This window comes from Sphingopyxis sp. JAI128 (assembly GCF_014207235.1).
In the GTDB taxonomy this organism is placed as follows: domain Bacteria; phylum Pseudomonadota; class Alphaproteobacteria; order Sphingomonadales; family Sphingomonadaceae; genus Sphingopyxis.
Genome location: NZ_JACHDA010000001.1, coordinates 435,515 through 452,759, shown reverse-complemented (window position 1 = coordinate 452,759; position 17,245 = coordinate 435,515). Strand labels below are relative to the sequence as shown.

The window sequence follows — 17,245 nt, the reverse complement described above, 5'->3', positions numbered from 1 at the left end:
GGGCGTCGGCGCGGAACTGGATGAGGCAGGCCTGTTAGAAATATTATTCCGACCAGATAAAGCGCGCGCCGTCGCTGTCGTCCGGCATGGGGCCGGGACTGTCGGCTCGGATGTCCCGGGTCTGCGGATCGATACGCAGGAAGCGGTTGGTGGCCAGCGACATAAGGACCAGTTCCCCAGTGGGCGTTTCAATCCATTGGAAGGTTTGCGCCGTGCCGGACTGGCTGGCCGCAATCGTCACCTCGCCATCCTTATCGACCGTGACATAGCGACGGCCCGATCGCAGGGCGACGCGGCCCAACCGGCGGTCGACGACCTCGAACCGCGTCGGGTCAGCCGAAGCCAAGCGCTCGCCACTAGCCGCCAGCCCGGTCGTCGCGCGAAACGATGCCAGCCGGATCGATCGGCCATAGGGAATGGGCCGCATCAGCCCGCGGGTATGCGGCTGATAAATGTCGATACTGTCGAAATCGGCATAGCCGCCCTCGGCACCGGCTTTGTTGTAGTTGAACAATCCATAGCGAACACCCTGGAAGGTGAAGGTCTGGTAGATCAGCGCCACCTCGTCACCGATCGGGACAAAGGTGACGCCGTCCAACGAATAGCTGAAGCGAGCCTTTTCGGTGAGATAATCGCAATCGGCCCGCAGCCAGATGCGCGTCCCGGTCATCTTCACCCGCGCCGACTGGTCGCGGCGCTGATCATAAAAGACGATGTCGAGGCCATCGGCGCGCTTTTCGACGCCCAAGGTCGCATAGGGCAGATTGAGCAGGCCCAGCCCGGCTGTGTCGCCTGACTTCAGGCCCGACGCATCGAGCAGAACGGTGGGCGTCGACATCGGTCCGATCGCCCGCTGTGTCAGTGTGTTGCGCGCGTCATAGAAGCTGGTCGCCGGCAGGGCGTGAAGCCGCAGGAAGCCAGGCCGTTCCGACAACGACCATTTGCCGTCGACCGGGACGTGGTTCCACTGCCATAGAGGCTGGAGTTGCCGTGCCGAAAAATCATCGCTGCGCTGATAAGGCACGCGTACCGGCTGTCGCTTGGCGGTTTTTGGCTTCACCCAGGTCCGCGGCGTGCGCGTCAGATTACCCGGTAGGCCGAAATAGGGCCAGCCGTCCTTCCAGGTGATCGGAGACAGGCTGAGCAAGCGCCCGATGGAATTGAAATCCATCATTGAAAAGCCCCACCATTCGCCCGCAGGCGTATGAACGATGCCCCCTTGGTGCATCGCCAAACTATGTTTGGTGACGGGGTCGGGCCCCCAGGTCTTGAACGGCGGCTTGGAGGTCGCCAGGCGAATGCTTGACGCCATGCCGAAATCCTCGTGCTGGCTGATCGAGCGATGGACCTCATAGGGCCCCAGAACGTGATCCGCCCGCGCCGCCGGCATGCGAAAACCGCCGGAATAATTGGCGCTGATGATGTAATATTTGCCATCGATCTTATAGAAATGCGCGCCCTCACCCATGCCGGCATCGGTGGTGAACAGGGTGCGCTCGGTGCCGGGAACGATGTCGGTCAGGTCATCGGTAAGCTGCGCCAGGCGCATATCCTTGTGCCCCCAGACGACATAGGCCTTGCCATCGTCGTCGAACAGGACGGACAGGTCATGAAAGCCGCGCTTCATCGGCGTGCGGGTCCACGGCCCCTTCGGATCGGTGGCCGTGAACATCTGGGTCATCTGCCCGTTGATGTTCGAGAAGATGTAGAATTTGCCTTCATGGTAGCGGAAGCACGGCGCCCAGATACCCTGGCCGTAGACGCTTTTGCCGTCCTCCAGCCGGAAAGCCGGGCCGAGGTCGATCTTGTCCATGGCATAGGCGACGAATTCCCAGTTAACCAGGTCTTTCGAGCGCAAGATTGGCAGCCCCGGCATGCTGTGCATGGTGGTGCCGGTCAGATAGAACCAGTCGCCAACGCGGATCATATCCGGATCAGAAAATTCATCATAAAACAAGGGGTTGGTGAAGGTTCCGTTACCGTTATCCGGCGTCCAGGTCGCAGTCCACATGCCGTGGGAGGCGCTCGCCACTGGAGCGCTCCGATTCCGCGCAGATGCCGGGGTTGCGCACGAAGCCAGCGTCAAGGCCAAGCATGACACCAGCGCGGATTGAATAATTCCGGATGGTTTCGACCGATGCCGCATGGTGCTTGCCTTTTTTGTAGCTTGGTTCCGCATCTGCCCCTGGGGAGTTGCAGCGAAGGGGTGATAATGGTGGCAAGCGTCAGCGTCAGCGCGATGCCCGCCCTCCGGGACAATATCGTGGTTCATCAGTGTAATCCCGTCTGCGGCTTATCCGAGTGATTGGGGCGGAGGCGTCCAGGCAAGAGGCCGACCCCGGCCATGAGGCAAAGTCGACCTTGAACACGCTGGAGTGCCGTGTGGGCAGCTTCTCGGGAAGCTGGATCACGAGCGCCTGATCGGACCGGAGAAAGCGCATGGAGCCGGGATGCCCGAGCAACCGAGCCTGACGCACCCGTCGGCGTTCGTGCGGATTGTCCAAAGCCAGCGAGCGTATCTCGCCTGTGCCGTAAGGCTCGCCGAGCGTGAGGGCGTAGAGCGCCTCCATGACCTTCATGAACCGGATGTCCTTCGCGGTAGGGTTGAACGGCGTCCAGTTGTCGTGAGCCATTGGAGGCTGGCCCCTGCGCTCGCGCTGTGGAATGCACACGGAGCGCGGCTGCGATCGGCGCGACCAGTATCCCGCGCTTGCTGAACGTGACCACCTGACCTTCTCCCTTGGAACTTTGATCTTGCGGGCGACGCTTTGTGAACATCGACCCGAGACATCAGCTATCGATAACGACCGATTCGCATCCAATAACTCAGACAAGTTCCATAAATTTGCCGGCAAGTCCACGATTCGTCGAGGGTGGATTGGCGCCACACTCGTGGTTTTAACGGGATCGTAGCGCTAACGCCCCAACTCATCTTTGCCGGAATCCCGACTACGACGGAAAAATCCAGATCCTAACATTTTTGAAAAAATGCGCGCGAGGCGCCTTGGCCTCCGGCTGCAAATGGCGGAGCTTGGTCAGGCGGCGCAAGCGCGCGCAGCAGATCATTTCATTCGCCGTCGCGTCGACATGGCCTGGCGACGGATGGGTCAATGATGGATCGAGAATCGCGGGAGTGGATTGGTTGAGCAGGGACGGCATGTGAAGCGTAGCTCGCACGGATCGACGTTGAATTGGTTGGGGAACCGGCGGGGATGCTCTATCATGCCGCTGCCGACCGAGAGGCCCTTTAGCCGCAGATGAAACAGGCCATGCACGATCGCGCCTCAGCCGCGACTAAACTGCGTTCCATGGCGCAGCCAGACGCCCAGTTCGCGCCGCCTTGGAGAGGCACCCGGCGCACGATGATTCTATCGATGATCGTGACGATATCGATCTGGACTGTGGTGGGTCTTTTTCAGGCCGTGCCGGAGGTGTTCGATGGTTTTGAATGGCTCCCCTTTATCTCGCATATAATTGATGCCTGGACCTGGGCGTTGCTCACGCCGGCGGTTCTGCTGATCGATCGTAAATTGAAATCGTCGCAGCAAAACGCGGCGAAGCTGCTCCTGATCTATCTGCCGCTGAGCATTCCATTCACCCTGGTCCATACGTACCTCACCGGCCTGATTCTCTATCCGATCCCGGACATATATTGGAACCCGCTCCGGGACCCGGGGTTCGCGATCTATTTCTTTATGGGGGGCTGGGTGACCTATTGCGCCTTCGTGGGCATTTTGCAGGCGTTCAACTTCTATAACCGGCTCCTGACCAGCCAGCTCAAACTGGAAAGAGTCGAAAAGCGACTTATCGAAGCTCGCCTGAACATGCTCCGCCTCCAGCTCGAACCGCATTTCCTGTTCAACGCGCTCAACGCCATATCGTCGCAGGTCGTCGCCAATCCGGAGTTGGGCCAGGAGATGATCGAGGATCTGGGCGCGCTACTCAGGGGGTCGCTCGATTGCCAAAGCAGTGCGGAGATTACGCTCGCACAGGAATTGGCGCTGCTCGATCATTATCTCGCGATTCAAAAGCTCCGCTTCGGCGACAGGATCGACATCCGGATCGATGCCGACCCGGCAACGCTTTCGGCCATGGTCCCCTCGCTGCTGCTCCAGCCGCTCGTCGAAAATGCGATCCGGCACGGAATCGAGCGCCGGATGTCGGGCGGGACGATCGCGATTTCGGCACGTCTCGCGAATGACAGGTTGCAGATCGACGTGCAGGACGACGGGGTCGGGCTTCCCCCCGATTGGCGGATCGAGACGTCATCGGGGCTAGGCCTACGGGTGACACGCGAACGGCTGGAAATGCTTTATTCCGAAGCCGGCGCACATCACTTCAACGTCTCGCCGCGCCAGGGCGTCGGCACGCACGTGGCCATCCAAATTCCCCTGCACACGATCGGAGCCGAGATCGATGAAAGCGCAACTTAAGCCGATCTGCGCACTGGTCGTGGATGATGAAGCGCCAGCGCGGCGGCGGCTTACCGACCGGCTCGCGAAGGATTGCGACATCGGTCAGATATTGGAGGCCGAAAATGGCCTAGAGGCGATTACGCTGATCCAGCAGGCCAAGCCCGACATGGTATTCCTCGACGTGCAGATGCCCGAGATTGACGGCTTGGGCGTCATCGATGCGGTGGGGCTGGATGAGATGCCGTTGACGGTGTTCGTCACGGCCTATGACCAGTTTGCGCTCAAGGCGTTCGAAGCCGACGCGGCCGACTATCTGCTCAAGCCATTCGGCAACAAGCGCTATGAAAGGACGATGGAGCGGGTCAAGAAACGTTTGCATGAGGTGCGATCGAGCAATTCCGACGGCTCTGGCTCGTTCGGTCCGGAATTGCTCAAACTGGTCGCGATGCGCTCGAGGCCGGGGGAGATCTGGGACTGGATTGTCATCAAATCCGGCGAAAATTCCCGCCTTATCATGACACAGGATATCGACTGGGTCGAAGCGGCTGGGGTATATGTGAAGGTGCATGTCGGGGGCGAAGAATTCCTTTACCGTTCAAGCTTGACCGCGGTCGCGAGCCGGCTTGATCCGTTCCGATTCGTCCGGATTCATCGCTCGAGCATTGTCAATCTCAGATCGATCGAGCTCCTCGAACGTCGTTCGCACGGAGATGTCGCAGTTTTGCTCAAGAACGGTGCTCATCTCATGTTGAGCCGGAGCTATCGTACCGAGGTTGAAGCGAGGCTGGGGCAGAACCTCTAATAATGATGTAGTGATTCGGCCGACTGAGCGGACGGAGTAGCCCCGTTCCCGCTCACCGGCTCCATTTCATGTCCATCATTCTCCAGTCCGAAACAATTCCCGGCAGCGTGTATTTGTTCAGGTATAGCCCCGGGAAGAACTCGCACGTTAGTGCGCAACGGTAGCGACCGACATGCTTGGGGGCGGATAAATGAAATTTCGTGATGGATTACACAGGCGTGTGCCGTTGTCCGGGCTGGTCGTGCTCGGCCTTACGGCTTGCGGAGGTGGAGAAGGAAGTGGAGCCCCGACGCCCACGGTGATTTCCGCACCCGCGCCGACACCAAGTCCCACACCAACGCCGACGCCGACGCCGACGCTTGCGGCGGTCACCACGGCGGATCTCGGCAAGGGCTGGAACATCGGCAATACGCTTGAGTCGCTCAACAATTATGCCAAGTACTACACGACTTCTCAGGAAACTGTGTTCGGCAACCCCGCGGTAAATCAGCAATTGCTGAACTCCGTCGCCGCGGCTGGATTCAAGAGCGTGCGCATTCCCGTCGAATGGGCCCAGTATATGGACGCATCCGGGGAGGTCGCCCCGACCTGGCTCGCCCGGGTCAAGGAAGTCGTCGACATGGCCCGCAACGCCGGGCTTTACGTCATCATCAACCAGCACCACAGCAATTGGTACACGCCGACGGCCGCGAACCAGGCCGCCGGCAACGCAGCCTACACCAATCTGTGGACCCAAATCGCGAATCAATTCAAAGATTACGACAACCATTTGCTGTTCGCCGGCACCAACGAAATCCATGTCGACTATGGTGTGCCGTCGCAGGAAAACTGCACGGTCCAGGCGGGCTTCAACCAGGCCTTCGTCAATGCGGTCCGCGCAACCGGAGGCAACAATGCCTCGCGAACGCTGGTATTTCAGGGGTATAACACCAACATCGACCACACCATCAGCGTGTGCGGAGCGCCCATCCCAACCGATACCGCGAGCGGCCGGCTGATGATGGAGTTCCATTACTACGATGGTTATAACTTCACTCTCAATGCCGACAGCGCCATCTGGCAGTGGGGTTCGATCGCGACCGATCCCGCAGCACGGGAAGCGTGGGACAATGAAGCGCGTGTCGACAGCCAATTCGCCAAGGCGAAGGCCGCCTATACCGACAAGGGCATCCCCGTCATCATCGGCGAATATTGTGCCATCTCGAGGACCGAATATGATCCCTCGCTGAAGTATAGGGACTATTGGACCCAGTACGTCACCGCATCCGCGATCCGGCATGGCTTTGCACCCTATTATTGGGACACCGGCTCCTACCCCAATCACACCTGCGGGCTGTTCAACCGCACCACGGGCGCCGACTTTAATCCGTCGACGATTGCCGCAATTTTCGCCACGCCGTGACGGTCGGCAGATGATGCGCGCCTGGGATTCCTGGCGGCCTATCGGCTTCCACCATGGCTAATGCAGAAGGAGGAATTTGAATGATTCCGCGCCTGCCTCTGCGCATGACCGGTATCTCGGTTTCGGGGGTCCAGGCGGCGCGACGCCCGTTCCTCCTGACATGGGGTGCCCGCAGCGCCCTGCTGCTATGCACCGCGATGCCTGCCGCCCTGCTGGCTGCGGACCCTGAACCCGGCGCCAACCCGGTGCTGCGCGATGTCTTCACCGCCGACCCCGCGCCGCTGGTCGTCGACGACACGGTCTATCTCTACGTTGGCCATGACGAGGCCAAGGGCGACGACTTCTTCCTCATGAAGGAGTGGCTGAGCTATTCGTCCAAGGATCTGCGCCACTGGACCGCGCATGGCCCCATCATGAAGCCCACCGACTTCAAATGGGCCGTGAGTTCCGCTTGGGCCGCACAGGTGGTGCGGAATAACGGTCGCTATTACCTCTACGCCACCGTAAAGCACGACGACACACGGCCCGGCATGTCGATTGGGGTTGCGGTGTCCGACAACCCGTCGGGCCCGTTCAAGGATGCGCGCGGCTCAGCACTGGTCACCGATGCCATGACGCCCAGCCCTTATGGCTGGAACGACATCGACCCCACCGTCTTCATCGATGACGACGGCACCGCCTGGATGGCTTGGGGCAATACGGTACTCTATCTGGCCCGGCTCAAGCCGAACATGACCGATCTGGACGGCCCAATCGAAAAGATCGCGCTGCCCAACTACACCGAAGGGCCGTGGCTGTCGAAGCGCAAGGGCATCTACTATATGACCTATGCATCGATGGCGCACCAGAATGTCTGGGAACGCCTGTCCTATGCCACCGCGCGCAGCCCTCGCGGGCCCTGGACCTATCAGGGCGAGCTGACCGGCCAGACCCCAAATAGCTACACCATCCACCCCGGCGTCATCGACGGCTTCAAGGGGCAGTCCTACCTGTTCTATCACAATGGCGGGTTGACCATGCCCGACGGCCAGACCGGCGCCGGTAACCGCCGCTCCGTCACGATCGACTATCTTTACTATGGCGCCGATGGCCGCATGTGGCCCGTCACCCAGTCCGCGGCGGGCGTCAGCACGCCACCCCACCCGCCCGCTGGCAAGGTGCCCGCACCCGCAGACCCCGGCCAGTCCGACCCTCGCGTAACCGTGGAGCAGTTCACCCAGGGCTATCCCGACACCTGGCCGGGCCGTCCGGCTCTGGCGTCGGTCACCCGGCCTTTCGATCAGGCGCCCGAGCCTTTGGGTTTTAACGAGGGGAACGGCGGCAGTCGTCTGGCCCAAACCTTCGTGCCGCGCGCCGACCTTACACTGGGCCGGCTCAGCCTCTACGCTGGCGACGGCCTCGGCACGGACGCCGCGCACCGCTTGCTTCTGTCGCTACGCGACGTGGAGACCGGCACCGAACTGCTTGGCACAGGTCAGGGCGTCGCCATCGCCTATCGGCCGCAAGGGGCGGGCCTGCTGAGCTTCGATTTCAGCGCGCATCCGCCGATCGTCCTGCGGGCCGGTCGCCGCTACGCGCTGGCGCTTCAGGGCGAAAAGGGGGCGCTGACGCTCTATCTGCGCGCCAGCCGCGACGATGTCTATGCCGACGGCGAGGCCAGCATCGACGACCGGCCGCTGAAGGACCCGCAGGGCCGCACCGCCGACATCGCATTCGCACTGTACGCACACGATGTGCGCTGACCCTGCACATGTGGCGCATTCAGTTCCGCAGGCGACCCGCCTCACGCGTTTCATACGGCATGCCGTCGTTCATGGGAGATTATCAATGCGCCTTCTAAGCTCAGCGGCCGCGATCGCCGCTGCCCTGATCCTGCCTGTCGCGACACATGCCGCCGATGCCCCGGTTCAGCTAACGCTTGATGCGTCCAAGCCCGGCACTGTAATCGACCGCAATATCTTCGGCCAGTTTGCCGAGCACCTGGGCAGCGGCATCTATGGCGGCATCTGGGTCGGCAGGGATTCCACGATCCCGAATACGCGCGGCATCCGCAAGGACGTCGTAGTGGCCTTGAAGGCGCTCAAGGTCCCCAACGTCCGCTGGCCGGGCGGCTGCTTCGCCGATCAATATAACTGGCGCCGTGGAGTGGGTCCTGAGCGCAAGCCGGCCGTCGGCGAGCCCAACACCTTTGGCACCGACGAATTCATGGACTTCGCCCATCAGATTGGTGCTGACGCCTTTGTCTCGGTCAATCTTGGCTCGGGCACTGCAATGGAGGCCGCCGAATGGTTCGAATATATGACGTCTCCGACCGAAGGCTTGGGTGCCGAGCGCGCCAAAAACGGTCATCCTGAGCCGTATAAGGTCGCCGTCCTTGGCCTCGGCAACGAATCCTGGGACTGCGGCGGCTCGATGTCGGCGGACTTTTACGTCAACGAAATGAAGCGCTTTTCGCACTTCGTTCATAACTTCAACCCCACCGCCAACCAGCCGATGAAGCGCGTGGCCGTCGGCCCGAATGGCGACGACCCCAGCTATACCGAGGCCGTCATGAAGGCGTGGAGCGCACGTTCCTTCTCCTGGAATATCGAAGGTCTGTCGCTGCATTTCTATGCGACGGGCGGCTGGCCGCCGCATTTGTCGGACACGGGCTTTGGCGAAAAGGACTATGCCGTCCTGCTGAAAGACTCGATCCGCCTGGACGGCATGATCAAGACGCATTCGGCGATCATGGACAAATATGATCCCGAAAAGAAGGTTGCCCTGGTTGTTGATGAATGGGGTTCGTGGCTGGCGCCGACGCCGGGCTCGAACCCGGGCGCCCTGGCGCAGCAGAACAGCCAGCGCGACGCCATGGTGGCCGCGCTCGGCCTCAACATCTTCGCGCGCCACGCCGACCGCGTCCGCATGGCCAATATCGCACAGATGGTCAACGTCCTGCAGGCCATGATCCTGACCGACAAGGACAAGATGCTGCTGACGCCGACCTATCATGTCTTCCACATGTACGTGCCGTTCCAGGACGCGACCTTCGTACCGCTGACCTTCGACGCCGGCACCTATACGACGAATGGGGTCACCCTTCCGCGCGTCGACGCTATTGCGGCCAAGGACAAGGCCGGCAAGATATGGATCGCCGTCACCAATATCGACCCGAAGTCGCCCGCCACATTCCATGTGTCACTCGCCGGTGTGAAAGCCAAGACGGCTTCGGGCCAAACCCTTTCGGCGCCGAAGGTCGATAGCGTCAATACCTTCGCCGCACCCAATACCGTCGCCCCCAAGGCCGTATCCGCCAAGGTCGCGGACGGTAAGATGACCATCACCGTCGCACCGGCATCGGTGACGGTGCTCGGCTTAGAATAGTCGAAGCGCCCAAGAGTGATCCGATACAGATCCATAACCAACCAAGACCGCGATTTCGTTAAACACTGGGAGGAAAAATGAAGATTCCAGAAGCATTTTTTGCCGCCCGCTGCCTATGGTCGGTGAGCCTGACGAGCGTTGCCATGCTGGCCGGATGCGCCGGCGGCGGGGCGCCTGCCGGCTTATCTCCGTCATCCTTGGCGACGCCCGATGGGACCTTTTACTGGAAATCAAGCGCTCCGCTGATCGCACCGCAAGCTGACCCTTCCCAAACCGTTTACGGCGTAAAGGACCCATCCGTCGTATTTGCGAACGGAAAATACCATCTCTTTATGACCACGGTCGGGTCAAAGGGATGGGGCATCGCCTACACGAGCTTCGCCGATTGGTCGTCCGCATCGAGGGCGCCGATAATTCCCCTCGACAAATCCCCGATAGGCCCTGGGTACCGCGCGGCGCCTGAAGTATTCTACTTTGCTCCGCAAAAGCTCTGGTATCTGATATTCCAAGGCAGCGATCCCTATTATTCCACGACCACCAACATCGATGATCCGATGTCATGGAGCCCCGCTCGCCCGTTCTTTGCCGCCAGGCCGGACATAATCAAGCCGCCGGCGGGGACGGGTTGGCTGGATTTCTACATTATCTGCAACGACACCAAGTGCTACCTCTTCAACACCGACGATAACGGCCATGTCATGCGGTCGGAGACGTCGATCGATCAATTCCCCAATGGCTTCCACAATACCGTGATTGTCATCGACGAGCCCCGTGATGACGCATTCGAGGGAAGCAGCCATTATCGGGTCAAAGGAACCAATACATATCTTACGGTCGTTGAGGCGATCGGTCCGAAGGGGCGCTATTTCCGGATATGGAAAAGCGACGGTCTGGAAGGCGCCTGGGTGCCGCTGGGCACGGCGGACAAGAATGTCATGGCGAATGCCGACAACGTGGAGAACATCTGGTCCGAGGGCGTTTCGCATGGCGAACTGATCCGGGATACGGCCGATCAGACCCAAGTCATCGACCCCTGCAAGCCGCTTGAGTTCCTGTTCCAAGGCAACGACCCGTCGGTACACACGTCCGAATATATCCAGATTCCGTACCGACTCGGCCTTCTGACAGCCGAAGGATCAAATCCGATCACGGACATGTGCCGCAAATAGGACCGGGCCGGTCTCCTGCCGGATCGAGGGGGATGCGGCTATCGGGTCGCTCGATCTACAGGCTGACGAGTCCGTTTTCGTTGCCTTCCGCAACCCGATCACGCAGGCCGCGGCGACCATGGCCAAACGGCTTCCGAATAGGCTGCGAACCGCTCGTCGCTGTCGGCCCGTAGGCGCAGTCGACCGTTCGAGCGCCGAGACCGGCGACAAAGTGCAGCGGCTTGCCGGCGACCGGCCGCAATCCGGCGGGCAGGTGCAGGGCGCCTACTGGCGGTGGCGTCTTGTCCAAAGCCGGACCTTGATCGTGCAAGCGCGCTGCCCGAACGTCGCCCGGGAGGGTAGGCTGAGCGTGACCCTGTCGCCGACGCGCCACCTGCCGGCGATCGAGAGATCGGTACCGGGCGCCGCCATCGCTCGACCGGGCGGCCGTTCTCGGTCTCGCGCGCCGTCTCGCTCGTCCAGCCCGATATGCGCAGGCGTAGGCGGCACAGATCAACCGCGAGAACCGCGAGCGGCGCGTTCAGGCTGATAACGACGTCCGTGCGCTGGCGAATATCGACCAGGCGGTCGCGGGCATGATGGCCGCGATCGAGGTGGGGTTTTATCAGCCAGCGGCGCTTTACTTCGGCCGGCCGCCATATCCTGCCGCCTTGCGCAGCTCGTCGGCGTCCATGACATAGCCGTCGCTGACCACGGTCACGACGCGGCGGAGCGCGCCAAGGTCGGTTGCGGGGTCGCCGTCGACGAGGACCATGTCGGCTTCCTTGCCGACCGCGATCGAGCCCGTGCGTTTGTCGGCGCCGACGATGCGCGCGGGGAGGATGGTCGCGCTCTGGATCGCCTCGGCGGGCGTGAAGCCCGCCTGGCGGTAGATTTCGAGCTCGCGGACCAGTTCGATCCCCCAACCATCGGTGCCCGCGACGATCGGCACGCCCGCCTTGTGCAGCCGGCCGACGAGGTCCACCATCTTCGCATAGCTTTTGCGGTAATCGTCGCGCGTATAACCCTCGACGAGCGGATAACCCCCCGCGGTGAAGGCCGAGCGTTCGATGACGGGGGAAATGATGCCCATATAGGGGGCATAGGCGGGATGCGGCTTGCCCCCGTCCTGCGTCAGCATGCCTTCGAAGATCACGATGGTCGGGTCGACGATGGTCTGTGTTTTCGCGAGGTTGGCGACAAAGCCTTTCATCAGCGGCGCGTCGAGATCGACGTCCTTGAAGAAGCGCGCCGGGCCTTCCATCCGCTGGCGCGTGTTCGCCTTGTCGATCACCTCGCGCGGCATCGATTCCATGACGACGAAATTGAGGTGGGTGAGTTCGTCATAACCCGCCGCGACCGCCTCGCTCGGCTTCATGCCCGCGGGGACATGGCCGTGGACGTGGAGGCCAAGCTTATGCGCCTCGGCGGCGGCGGGGGCGATCCACGCCGGGTTCATCGAGGTATAGAATTTGACGCCCCACAGGCCCGCGTCCTTGACGCGGCGCACCGCGGCGATGGCTTCGCCGGGGCTGCTGACGACTTCGGCGCCCTGCGCCGCGAGCGGATCCTTCTTGTCGACGATCACCGAAATAAAGGGTTCGCCCATCAGCAAACTGCCTTCGGCGCGGCGCTTCGTCGCATCGACGGCGCGGTCGAAGGTGGTACCGGGGCTGCGGAAGCTGGTGATGCCGTTCGCCATGTTGGCGAGCACGTCCCAATCGTCGCCGATGTGGAGGTGGCTGTCCCAGATACCGGGAACCAGCGTCTTGCCGCTGCCGTCGATTCGCCGCGCGCCTGCGGGCGCTTCGAGCGAGCCAGCGGCGCCGATGGCGGCGATCTTGCCGTCCTGTGCGAGCACGGCGCGCGCGGGCAGGAATTCGCCCTTGTCGGCGTCGAACAGCCGGACATTGTCGAACAGTACGGGCGCCTTTGCCGCTGGAGTCAGGAAGCGTTTGGCGACGTCCGCAACGGCATCGGCCGTTGCCTTTTCCTGCGCGTCGCGCAGCTGCTTGAGCGCGCCTTCATAGCCCGCAGGGATGACCGAGATATAGCTGCTGTCAGCAAAATGGCGCTTGTTCTCATCGAGCCAGACGGGGAGCGGCGAGGGCAGGAGGCCGCTGATAAAGGCGAGCTGGACCGTCTTGGGGCCGCCGGGGCCCTCGATCACCTGCGTCGGGCCGAAGGTCATGCGGCCCTTGCCGCTGGGCAGGAAATCGAGCCCGGCCTCGCCGGCGGCGGCGAGCGCGTCGATCAAAGGAGCGTTCGCGATGCTTACCCCGCCCGCCGGGATATACCAGCCGCGCGCGGGCGCTTCGCCCGAATCGGTCGCCGTTTTCCAGGTCGCGCGGCCGTTAGCGACGCGATAATCCTCGGCGGAGTCGCCCGACATGGTGACGCCGCGGACGGTGAGCGCCGCGACCGTGCCGTCGGGGGCAAGGGTCGTGACCTGGTCCATCTCGGTGATCCAGCCGCGCAATTCCTGCGACCAGCGATAGGCGGTGCGGCCGTCGGGAAGCCGCCAACGCCACTGGTCACCATGTTTGCCGGCTTCGGACACGACGACATAATGCGCCGCGTCGGCGGGGGGCTTCAGCAGCTCGCCCTTGGCAACGGGTTTTGCTTCCGTGGATGGAGCGGGTGCTTCGTGCGCGTGGACGGCGGCGGGTGCGGCGGACGCCAGCAGGGCGGCGATCAAAATCAAGCGCATCGTGTCAAATCTCCCCAGTCGCAAAATGCAACGATGGTAGGGCGATTGGCGCGCGCGAAGCAAGATACGACCAATGGCCGGAAATGTTCGTTCAACGCAGGTCCTATTCCATCGTCCTCGCGACCCTGTTTCAGCATCCATGGTCTGCCGGTTCCTTCGGCGCCGCAATGCATGAAAAATCCAGCCACGGACGCTGACACAAGTTCAGCATGACGAGATCAGGAGAGCAGGGCGTCAGCTGCGCTTCTGCAGGCTCACGACCGCATGGATCGGCAGTTCGGCGTAGATATGCGGGAAGAGGTCGCCACCACGCGCCGGTTCCCAGCGGACCGCGTCGCCGAGCTGGACAAGGTCCACCTCGGCGATCATCAGGTCGGTGTGGCCGGCGAAATATTTGGCGATCGTCGCCTCCAGCTGCCCGGCGGTCGACAGGTGGATATAGCCGTCGGCGATGTCCACCGGGGCGCCGCGGAACACGCGTTCGCGCTCGAAATCGGTCCATTGCTGGGCGGTCAGCACCTTGAAGGCCGTGGCTGGCAAGGCCGACGCGGGCGTCGTCATTCGGAAGGAGCCTCGGTCGCGGGGGTTTCGGCCGCCGCTTCGGCTTCCACGCCTTCACCCTCTTCCTCATCGCCTTCCTCGATCAGCGCCGCCGAGACGACATGCTCGTCCTTTGCGACGTCGAACAGGCGTACGCCCGCCGATCCGCGCCCGATGACGCGCATCGTATCGAGCCCCATGCGAATCAGCTTCGCCTGGTCGGTGACGAGCATCAGCTGGTGCGCCTTGGTTGCGGGGAAGCTGGCGACGACGGGGCCGTTGCGCCCGATATTGTCGATGTTGGTGATCCCCTGGCCGCCGCGACCGGTGCGGCGATATTCATAGGCCGACGACAGCTTGCCATAGCCGTTGGCGCAGACGGTGAGGATGAATTGCTCGCTCGCCGCGAGTTCGGCCATGCGTTCGCCCGGCAGCGTCGGTTCGTTCTCATTGTCCTTCCATGGCGCGGCGCGCAGATAGGCTTCGCGTTCGTCCATCGTTGTGCCGACGCGGTGGAGGATCGAGAGCGAGATCACCTCGTCGCCGCCCGCCAGTCGCATCCCGCGCACCCCGGTCGAATTGCGGCTCTGGAACTCACGGACGTCGTCGCCGGCGAAGCGGATCGCCTTGCCCTGGCGCGTCGCGAGCAGCACATCGTCGCTTTGGTCGAGCAGCGCGACGCCGATCAGCCGGTCGTCCTCGTCCTCGCCCTCAAACTTCATCGCGATCTTGCCGTTCGAGGGGACGTTGGTGAAGGCGTCCATGCTGTTGCGGCGCACGCTGCCCTTTGCGGTGGCGAACATGACGTGCAGCTTGCCCCATTCGCCCTCGTCCTCGGGCAGCGGCAGCACGGTCGAGATCGTCTCGCCCTGCGCGAGCGGAAGCAGGTTGATCATCGGACGCCCGCGCGTCGCAGGCCCACCTTCGGGCAGGCGCCACACTTTCATGCGGTAGACCTTGCCCGCGGTCGAGAAGAAGAGGACGGGGGTGTGGGTGGAGGTAACGAACAGCTCGGTGACGACATCCTCGTCCTTCGTCGCCATGCCGGCGCGCCCCTTGCCGCCGCGGCGCTGGGCGCGGAATGTGTCGAGCGGGGTACGCTTGATATAGCCGTCGAGGGTGACGGTCACGACCATCTCCTCGCGCTCGATCAGATCCTCGTCGTCGATGCCATCGGCGGCGGGGGCGACGAGCGTCTTTCGGGGAGTGGCAAATTCGTCGCGCACCGCAACCAGCTCTTCGCGCATGACGCCATAAAGTTTGACGCGGTCGGCGAGAATCGAAAGCAGTTCCTCAATCTCGGCTGCCAACTCACCGAGTTCCTTGCCGATTTCGTCGCGGCCGAGCGCCGTGAGGCGGTGGAGACGGAGGTCAAGGATCGCCTTTACCTGGATTTCGGACAGGCGATAGGTTGCGCTCTCCTCCATCTCGCCCTCGATCGCTTCGACGAGGCGGATGTAGGGCGCGATCTCGCCGATCGGCCATTCGCGCGCAAGCAGTGCCTCGCGCGCGGCGGCGGGCGAGTTCGAGCCGCGAATGATACGGACGACTTCGTCGAGATTGCTGACCGCGACGACAAGGCCGAGCAAGATATGCGCGCGGTCGCGCGCCTTCGCGAGCTCGAACTTGCAGCGGCGCGTGATCACTTCCTCGCGGAAGGCGATGAAGGCGGTGAGGATGTCCTTCAGCCCGAGCATCTCGGGGCGACCGCCACGGATCGCGAGCATGTTCGCGGGGAAGCTCGACTGCGCCGGGGTGTGGCGCCAGAGCTGGTTGAGGACGACCTCGGCGGTCGCGTCGCGCTTCAGCTCGATGACGACGCGAACGCCCTCGCGGTTCGATTCGTCGCGGATGTCGGCAACGCCCTCGATGCGCTTGTCGCGCGCCGCCTCGGCGATCTTCTCGACGAGGCCGGACTTGCCAACCTGAAAAGGAATGGACGTCAAAACAATCGTTTGACGGTCGTTCCTGCCTTCTTCGATGATATGCGTCGAGCGCATCATGATCGAACCGCGGCCGGTGGCGTAGGCGTTGCGTGCGCCGCCTTGGCCGAGCATCATCGCGCCGGTCGGGAAATCGGGGCCGGGGACGATCGCCATCAGCTCTTCGAGCGTGATCGCCGGGCCGCCGTCGAGCTGGCGGTCGATCATCGCGAGCGTCGCGTCGACGACTTCGCCGAGATTGTGCGGCGGGATGTTGGTCGCCATGCCGACCGCGATGCCGCCCGCGCCGTTGACGAGCAGGTTGGGGAAACGCGCCGGGAGCACGGTCGGTTCTTCGCGGCTCGCGTCATAATTGGGCTGGAAATCGACGGTGTCTTTGTCGAGATCGTTCAGCAACACCATCGCGGTCTTGGCAAGGCGCGCCTCGGTGTAGCGCATCGACGCCGGCGGATCGGGATCCATCGAGCCGAAATTGCCTTGGCCGTCGATCAAGGGCACGCGCAGCGACCAGTCCTGCGTCATGCGCGCGAGCGCGTCGTAGATCGCGCTGTCGCCGTGCGGGTGGTAGTTACCCATGACGTCACCGACGATCTTCGCCGATTTCTTGTACGGGCGGCCGGGGACGAACCCGCCTTCCTGCGCCGCATAGAGGATACGGCGATGCACGGGTTTCAGGCCATCGCGCACATCGGGGAGCGCGCGGCTGACGATCACGCTCATCGCGTAATCGAGGTAGGATGTCTTCATTTCGTCGACGATGTTGATCGGCGAAACGCCGTCCTCGGACGGCTGCATAGGCGTATTTTCTTCGGTCAAGACCCGGCCTTTTTTCTGCTTATCGGGAGCAGCCTCGGGCCTAGCCCATGGGGGCGGGAAAGGCCAGCGATTCGGTCGCTTTCGGGCAGATCTTTTTGTCCGG

11 protein-coding genes are annotated in these 17,245 nt (G+C 62.5%); 6 read left to right on the top strand and 5 right to left on the bottom strand.

What is annotated here, in order from left to right; translation table 11 throughout:
- Window positions 1-43: 43 nt before the first annotated feature.
- Both HDC35_RS02165 and HDC35_RS02160 read right to left on the bottom strand, forming a co-directional pair.
- Entirely contained in the window at window positions 44-2,272 is a 2,229-nt protein-coding gene (locus HDC35_RS02165) for a glycoside hydrolase 43 family protein (RefSeq protein WP_221438069.1), read from the bottom strand.
- Window positions 2,232-2,633 carry a hypothetical protein gene (locus HDC35_RS02160; protein ID WP_184643217.1) on the bottom strand — a complete coding sequence of 134 codons (402 nt, stop codon included), beginning with the start codon at window positions 2,631-2,633 and terminating at the stop codon, window positions 2,232-2,234. Before HDC35_RS02160 ends, HDC35_RS02165 begins: the two co-directional genes overlap by 41 nt.
- Before the next feature lie 636 nt (window positions 2,634-3,269).
- Between HDC35_RS02160 and HDC35_RS02155 the strand changes: the two genes are divergently transcribed.
- From HDC35_RS02155 to HDC35_RS02130, 6 genes are all read left to right on the top strand, one after another.
- The gene (locus HDC35_RS02155) at window positions 3,270-4,433 is read left to right on the top strand and encodes a sensor histidine kinase (RefSeq protein WP_184643215.1); all 1,164 of its coding nucleotides are present in this window, start codon (window positions 3,270-3,272) and stop codon (window positions 4,431-4,433) included.
- A complete protein-coding gene (locus HDC35_RS02150) occupies window positions 4,417-5,217 on the top strand; it encodes a LytTR family DNA-binding domain-containing protein (protein WP_184643213.1) in 801 nt (266 codons plus the stop codon). The genes HDC35_RS02155 and HDC35_RS02150 overlap by 17 nt, the downstream gene beginning before the upstream one ends.
- A gap of 190 nt (window positions 5,218-5,407) precedes the next feature.
- The gene (locus HDC35_RS02145; protein WP_184643211.1) at window positions 5,408-6,619 is read left to right on the top strand and encodes a glycoside hydrolase family 5 protein; all 1,212 of its coding nucleotides are present in this window, start codon (window positions 5,408-5,410) and stop codon (window positions 6,617-6,619) included.
- Window positions 6,620-6,699: 80 nt separating this feature from the next.
- Window positions 6,700-8,361 (top strand): glycoside hydrolase family 43 protein, encoded by a 1,662-nt coding sequence (locus HDC35_RS02140; RefSeq protein WP_260397439.1) that lies wholly within the window; start codon window positions 6,700-6,702, stop codon window positions 8,359-8,361.
- A gap of 85 nt (window positions 8,362-8,446) precedes the next feature.
- Complete coding sequence (locus tag HDC35_RS02135) at window positions 8,447-9,985, top strand: alpha-N-arabinofuranosidase (protein ID WP_184643209.1); 1,539 nt, start codon at window positions 8,447-8,449, stop codon at window positions 9,983-9,985.
- Between the two features lie 77 nt (window positions 9,986-10,062).
- Window positions 10,063-11,154, top strand: coding sequence for a non-reducing end alpha-L-arabinofuranosidase family hydrolase (locus tag HDC35_RS02130; RefSeq protein WP_260397438.1), 1,092 nt, complete (start codon window positions 10,063-10,065; stop codon window positions 11,152-11,154).
- 619 nt (window positions 11,155-11,773) lie between these two features.
- Here the strand turns inward: HDC35_RS02130 and HDC35_RS02125 are convergent.
- The 3 genes from HDC35_RS02125 to gyrA all read right to left on the bottom strand — a co-directional run bounded on the left by HDC35_RS02125 (window position 11,774) and on the right by gyrA (window position 17,121).
- Window positions 11,774-13,843, bottom strand: a complete 2,070-nt coding sequence (locus tag HDC35_RS02125) for an amidohydrolase family protein (protein WP_184643207.1) — start codon at window positions 13,841-13,843, stop codon at window positions 11,774-11,776.
- A gap of 234 nt (window positions 13,844-14,077) precedes the next feature.
- Entirely contained in the window at window positions 14,078-14,404 is a 327-nt protein-coding gene (locus HDC35_RS02120; protein ID WP_184643205.1) for a DUF952 domain-containing protein, read from the bottom strand.
- Entirely contained in the window at window positions 14,401-17,121 is a 2,721-nt protein-coding gene (gyrA, locus tag HDC35_RS02115; RefSeq protein ID WP_184643934.1) for a DNA gyrase subunit A, read from the bottom strand. Before gyrA ends, HDC35_RS02120 begins: the two co-directional genes overlap by 4 nt.
- Between the last annotated feature and the right edge of the window lie 124 nt (window positions 17,122-17,245).

What these genes read in the sequence shown, in the direction of transcription:
- HDC35_RS02165 (WP_221438069.1), bottom strand. Translation starts at nt 2,272, where the DNA reads ATGAACCACGATATTGTCCCGGAGGGCGGGCATCGCGCTGACGCTGAC.
- HDC35_RS02160 (WP_184643217.1), bottom strand. Translation starts at nt 2,633, where the DNA reads ATGGCTCACGACAACTGGACGCCGTTCAACCCTACCGCGAAGGACATC.
- HDC35_RS02155 (WP_184643215.1), top strand. Translation starts at nt 3,270, where the DNA reads ATGCACGATCGCGCCTCAGCCGCGACTAAACTGCGTTCCATGGCGCAG.
- HDC35_RS02150 (WP_184643213.1), top strand. Translation starts at nt 4,417, where the DNA reads ATGAAAGCGCAACTTAAGCCGATCTGCGCACTGGTCGTGGATGATGAA.
- HDC35_RS02145 (WP_184643211.1), top strand. Translation starts at nt 5,408, where the DNA reads ATGAAATTTCGTGATGGATTACACAGGCGTGTGCCGTTGTCCGGGCTG.
- HDC35_RS02140 (WP_260397439.1), top strand. Translation starts at nt 6,700, where the DNA reads ATGATTCCGCGCCTGCCTCTGCGCATGACCGGTATCTCGGTTTCGGGG.
- HDC35_RS02135 (WP_184643209.1), top strand. Translation starts at nt 8,447, where the DNA reads ATGCGCCTTCTAAGCTCAGCGGCCGCGATCGCCGCTGCCCTGATCCTG.
- HDC35_RS02130 (WP_260397438.1), top strand. Translation starts at nt 10,063, where the DNA reads ATGAAGATTCCAGAAGCATTTTTTGCCGCCCGCTGCCTATGGTCGGTG.
- HDC35_RS02125 (WP_184643207.1), bottom strand. Translation starts at nt 13,843, where the DNA reads ATGCGCTTGATTTTGATCGCCGCCCTGCTGGCGTCCGCCGCACCCGCC.
- HDC35_RS02120 (WP_184643205.1), bottom strand. Translation starts at nt 14,404, where the DNA reads ATGACGACGCCCGCGTCGGCCTTGCCAGCCACGGCCTTCAAGGTGCTG.
- gyrA (WP_184643934.1), bottom strand. Translation starts at nt 17,121, where the DNA reads ATGCAGCCGTCCGAGGACGGCGTTTCGCCGATCAACATCGTCGACGAA.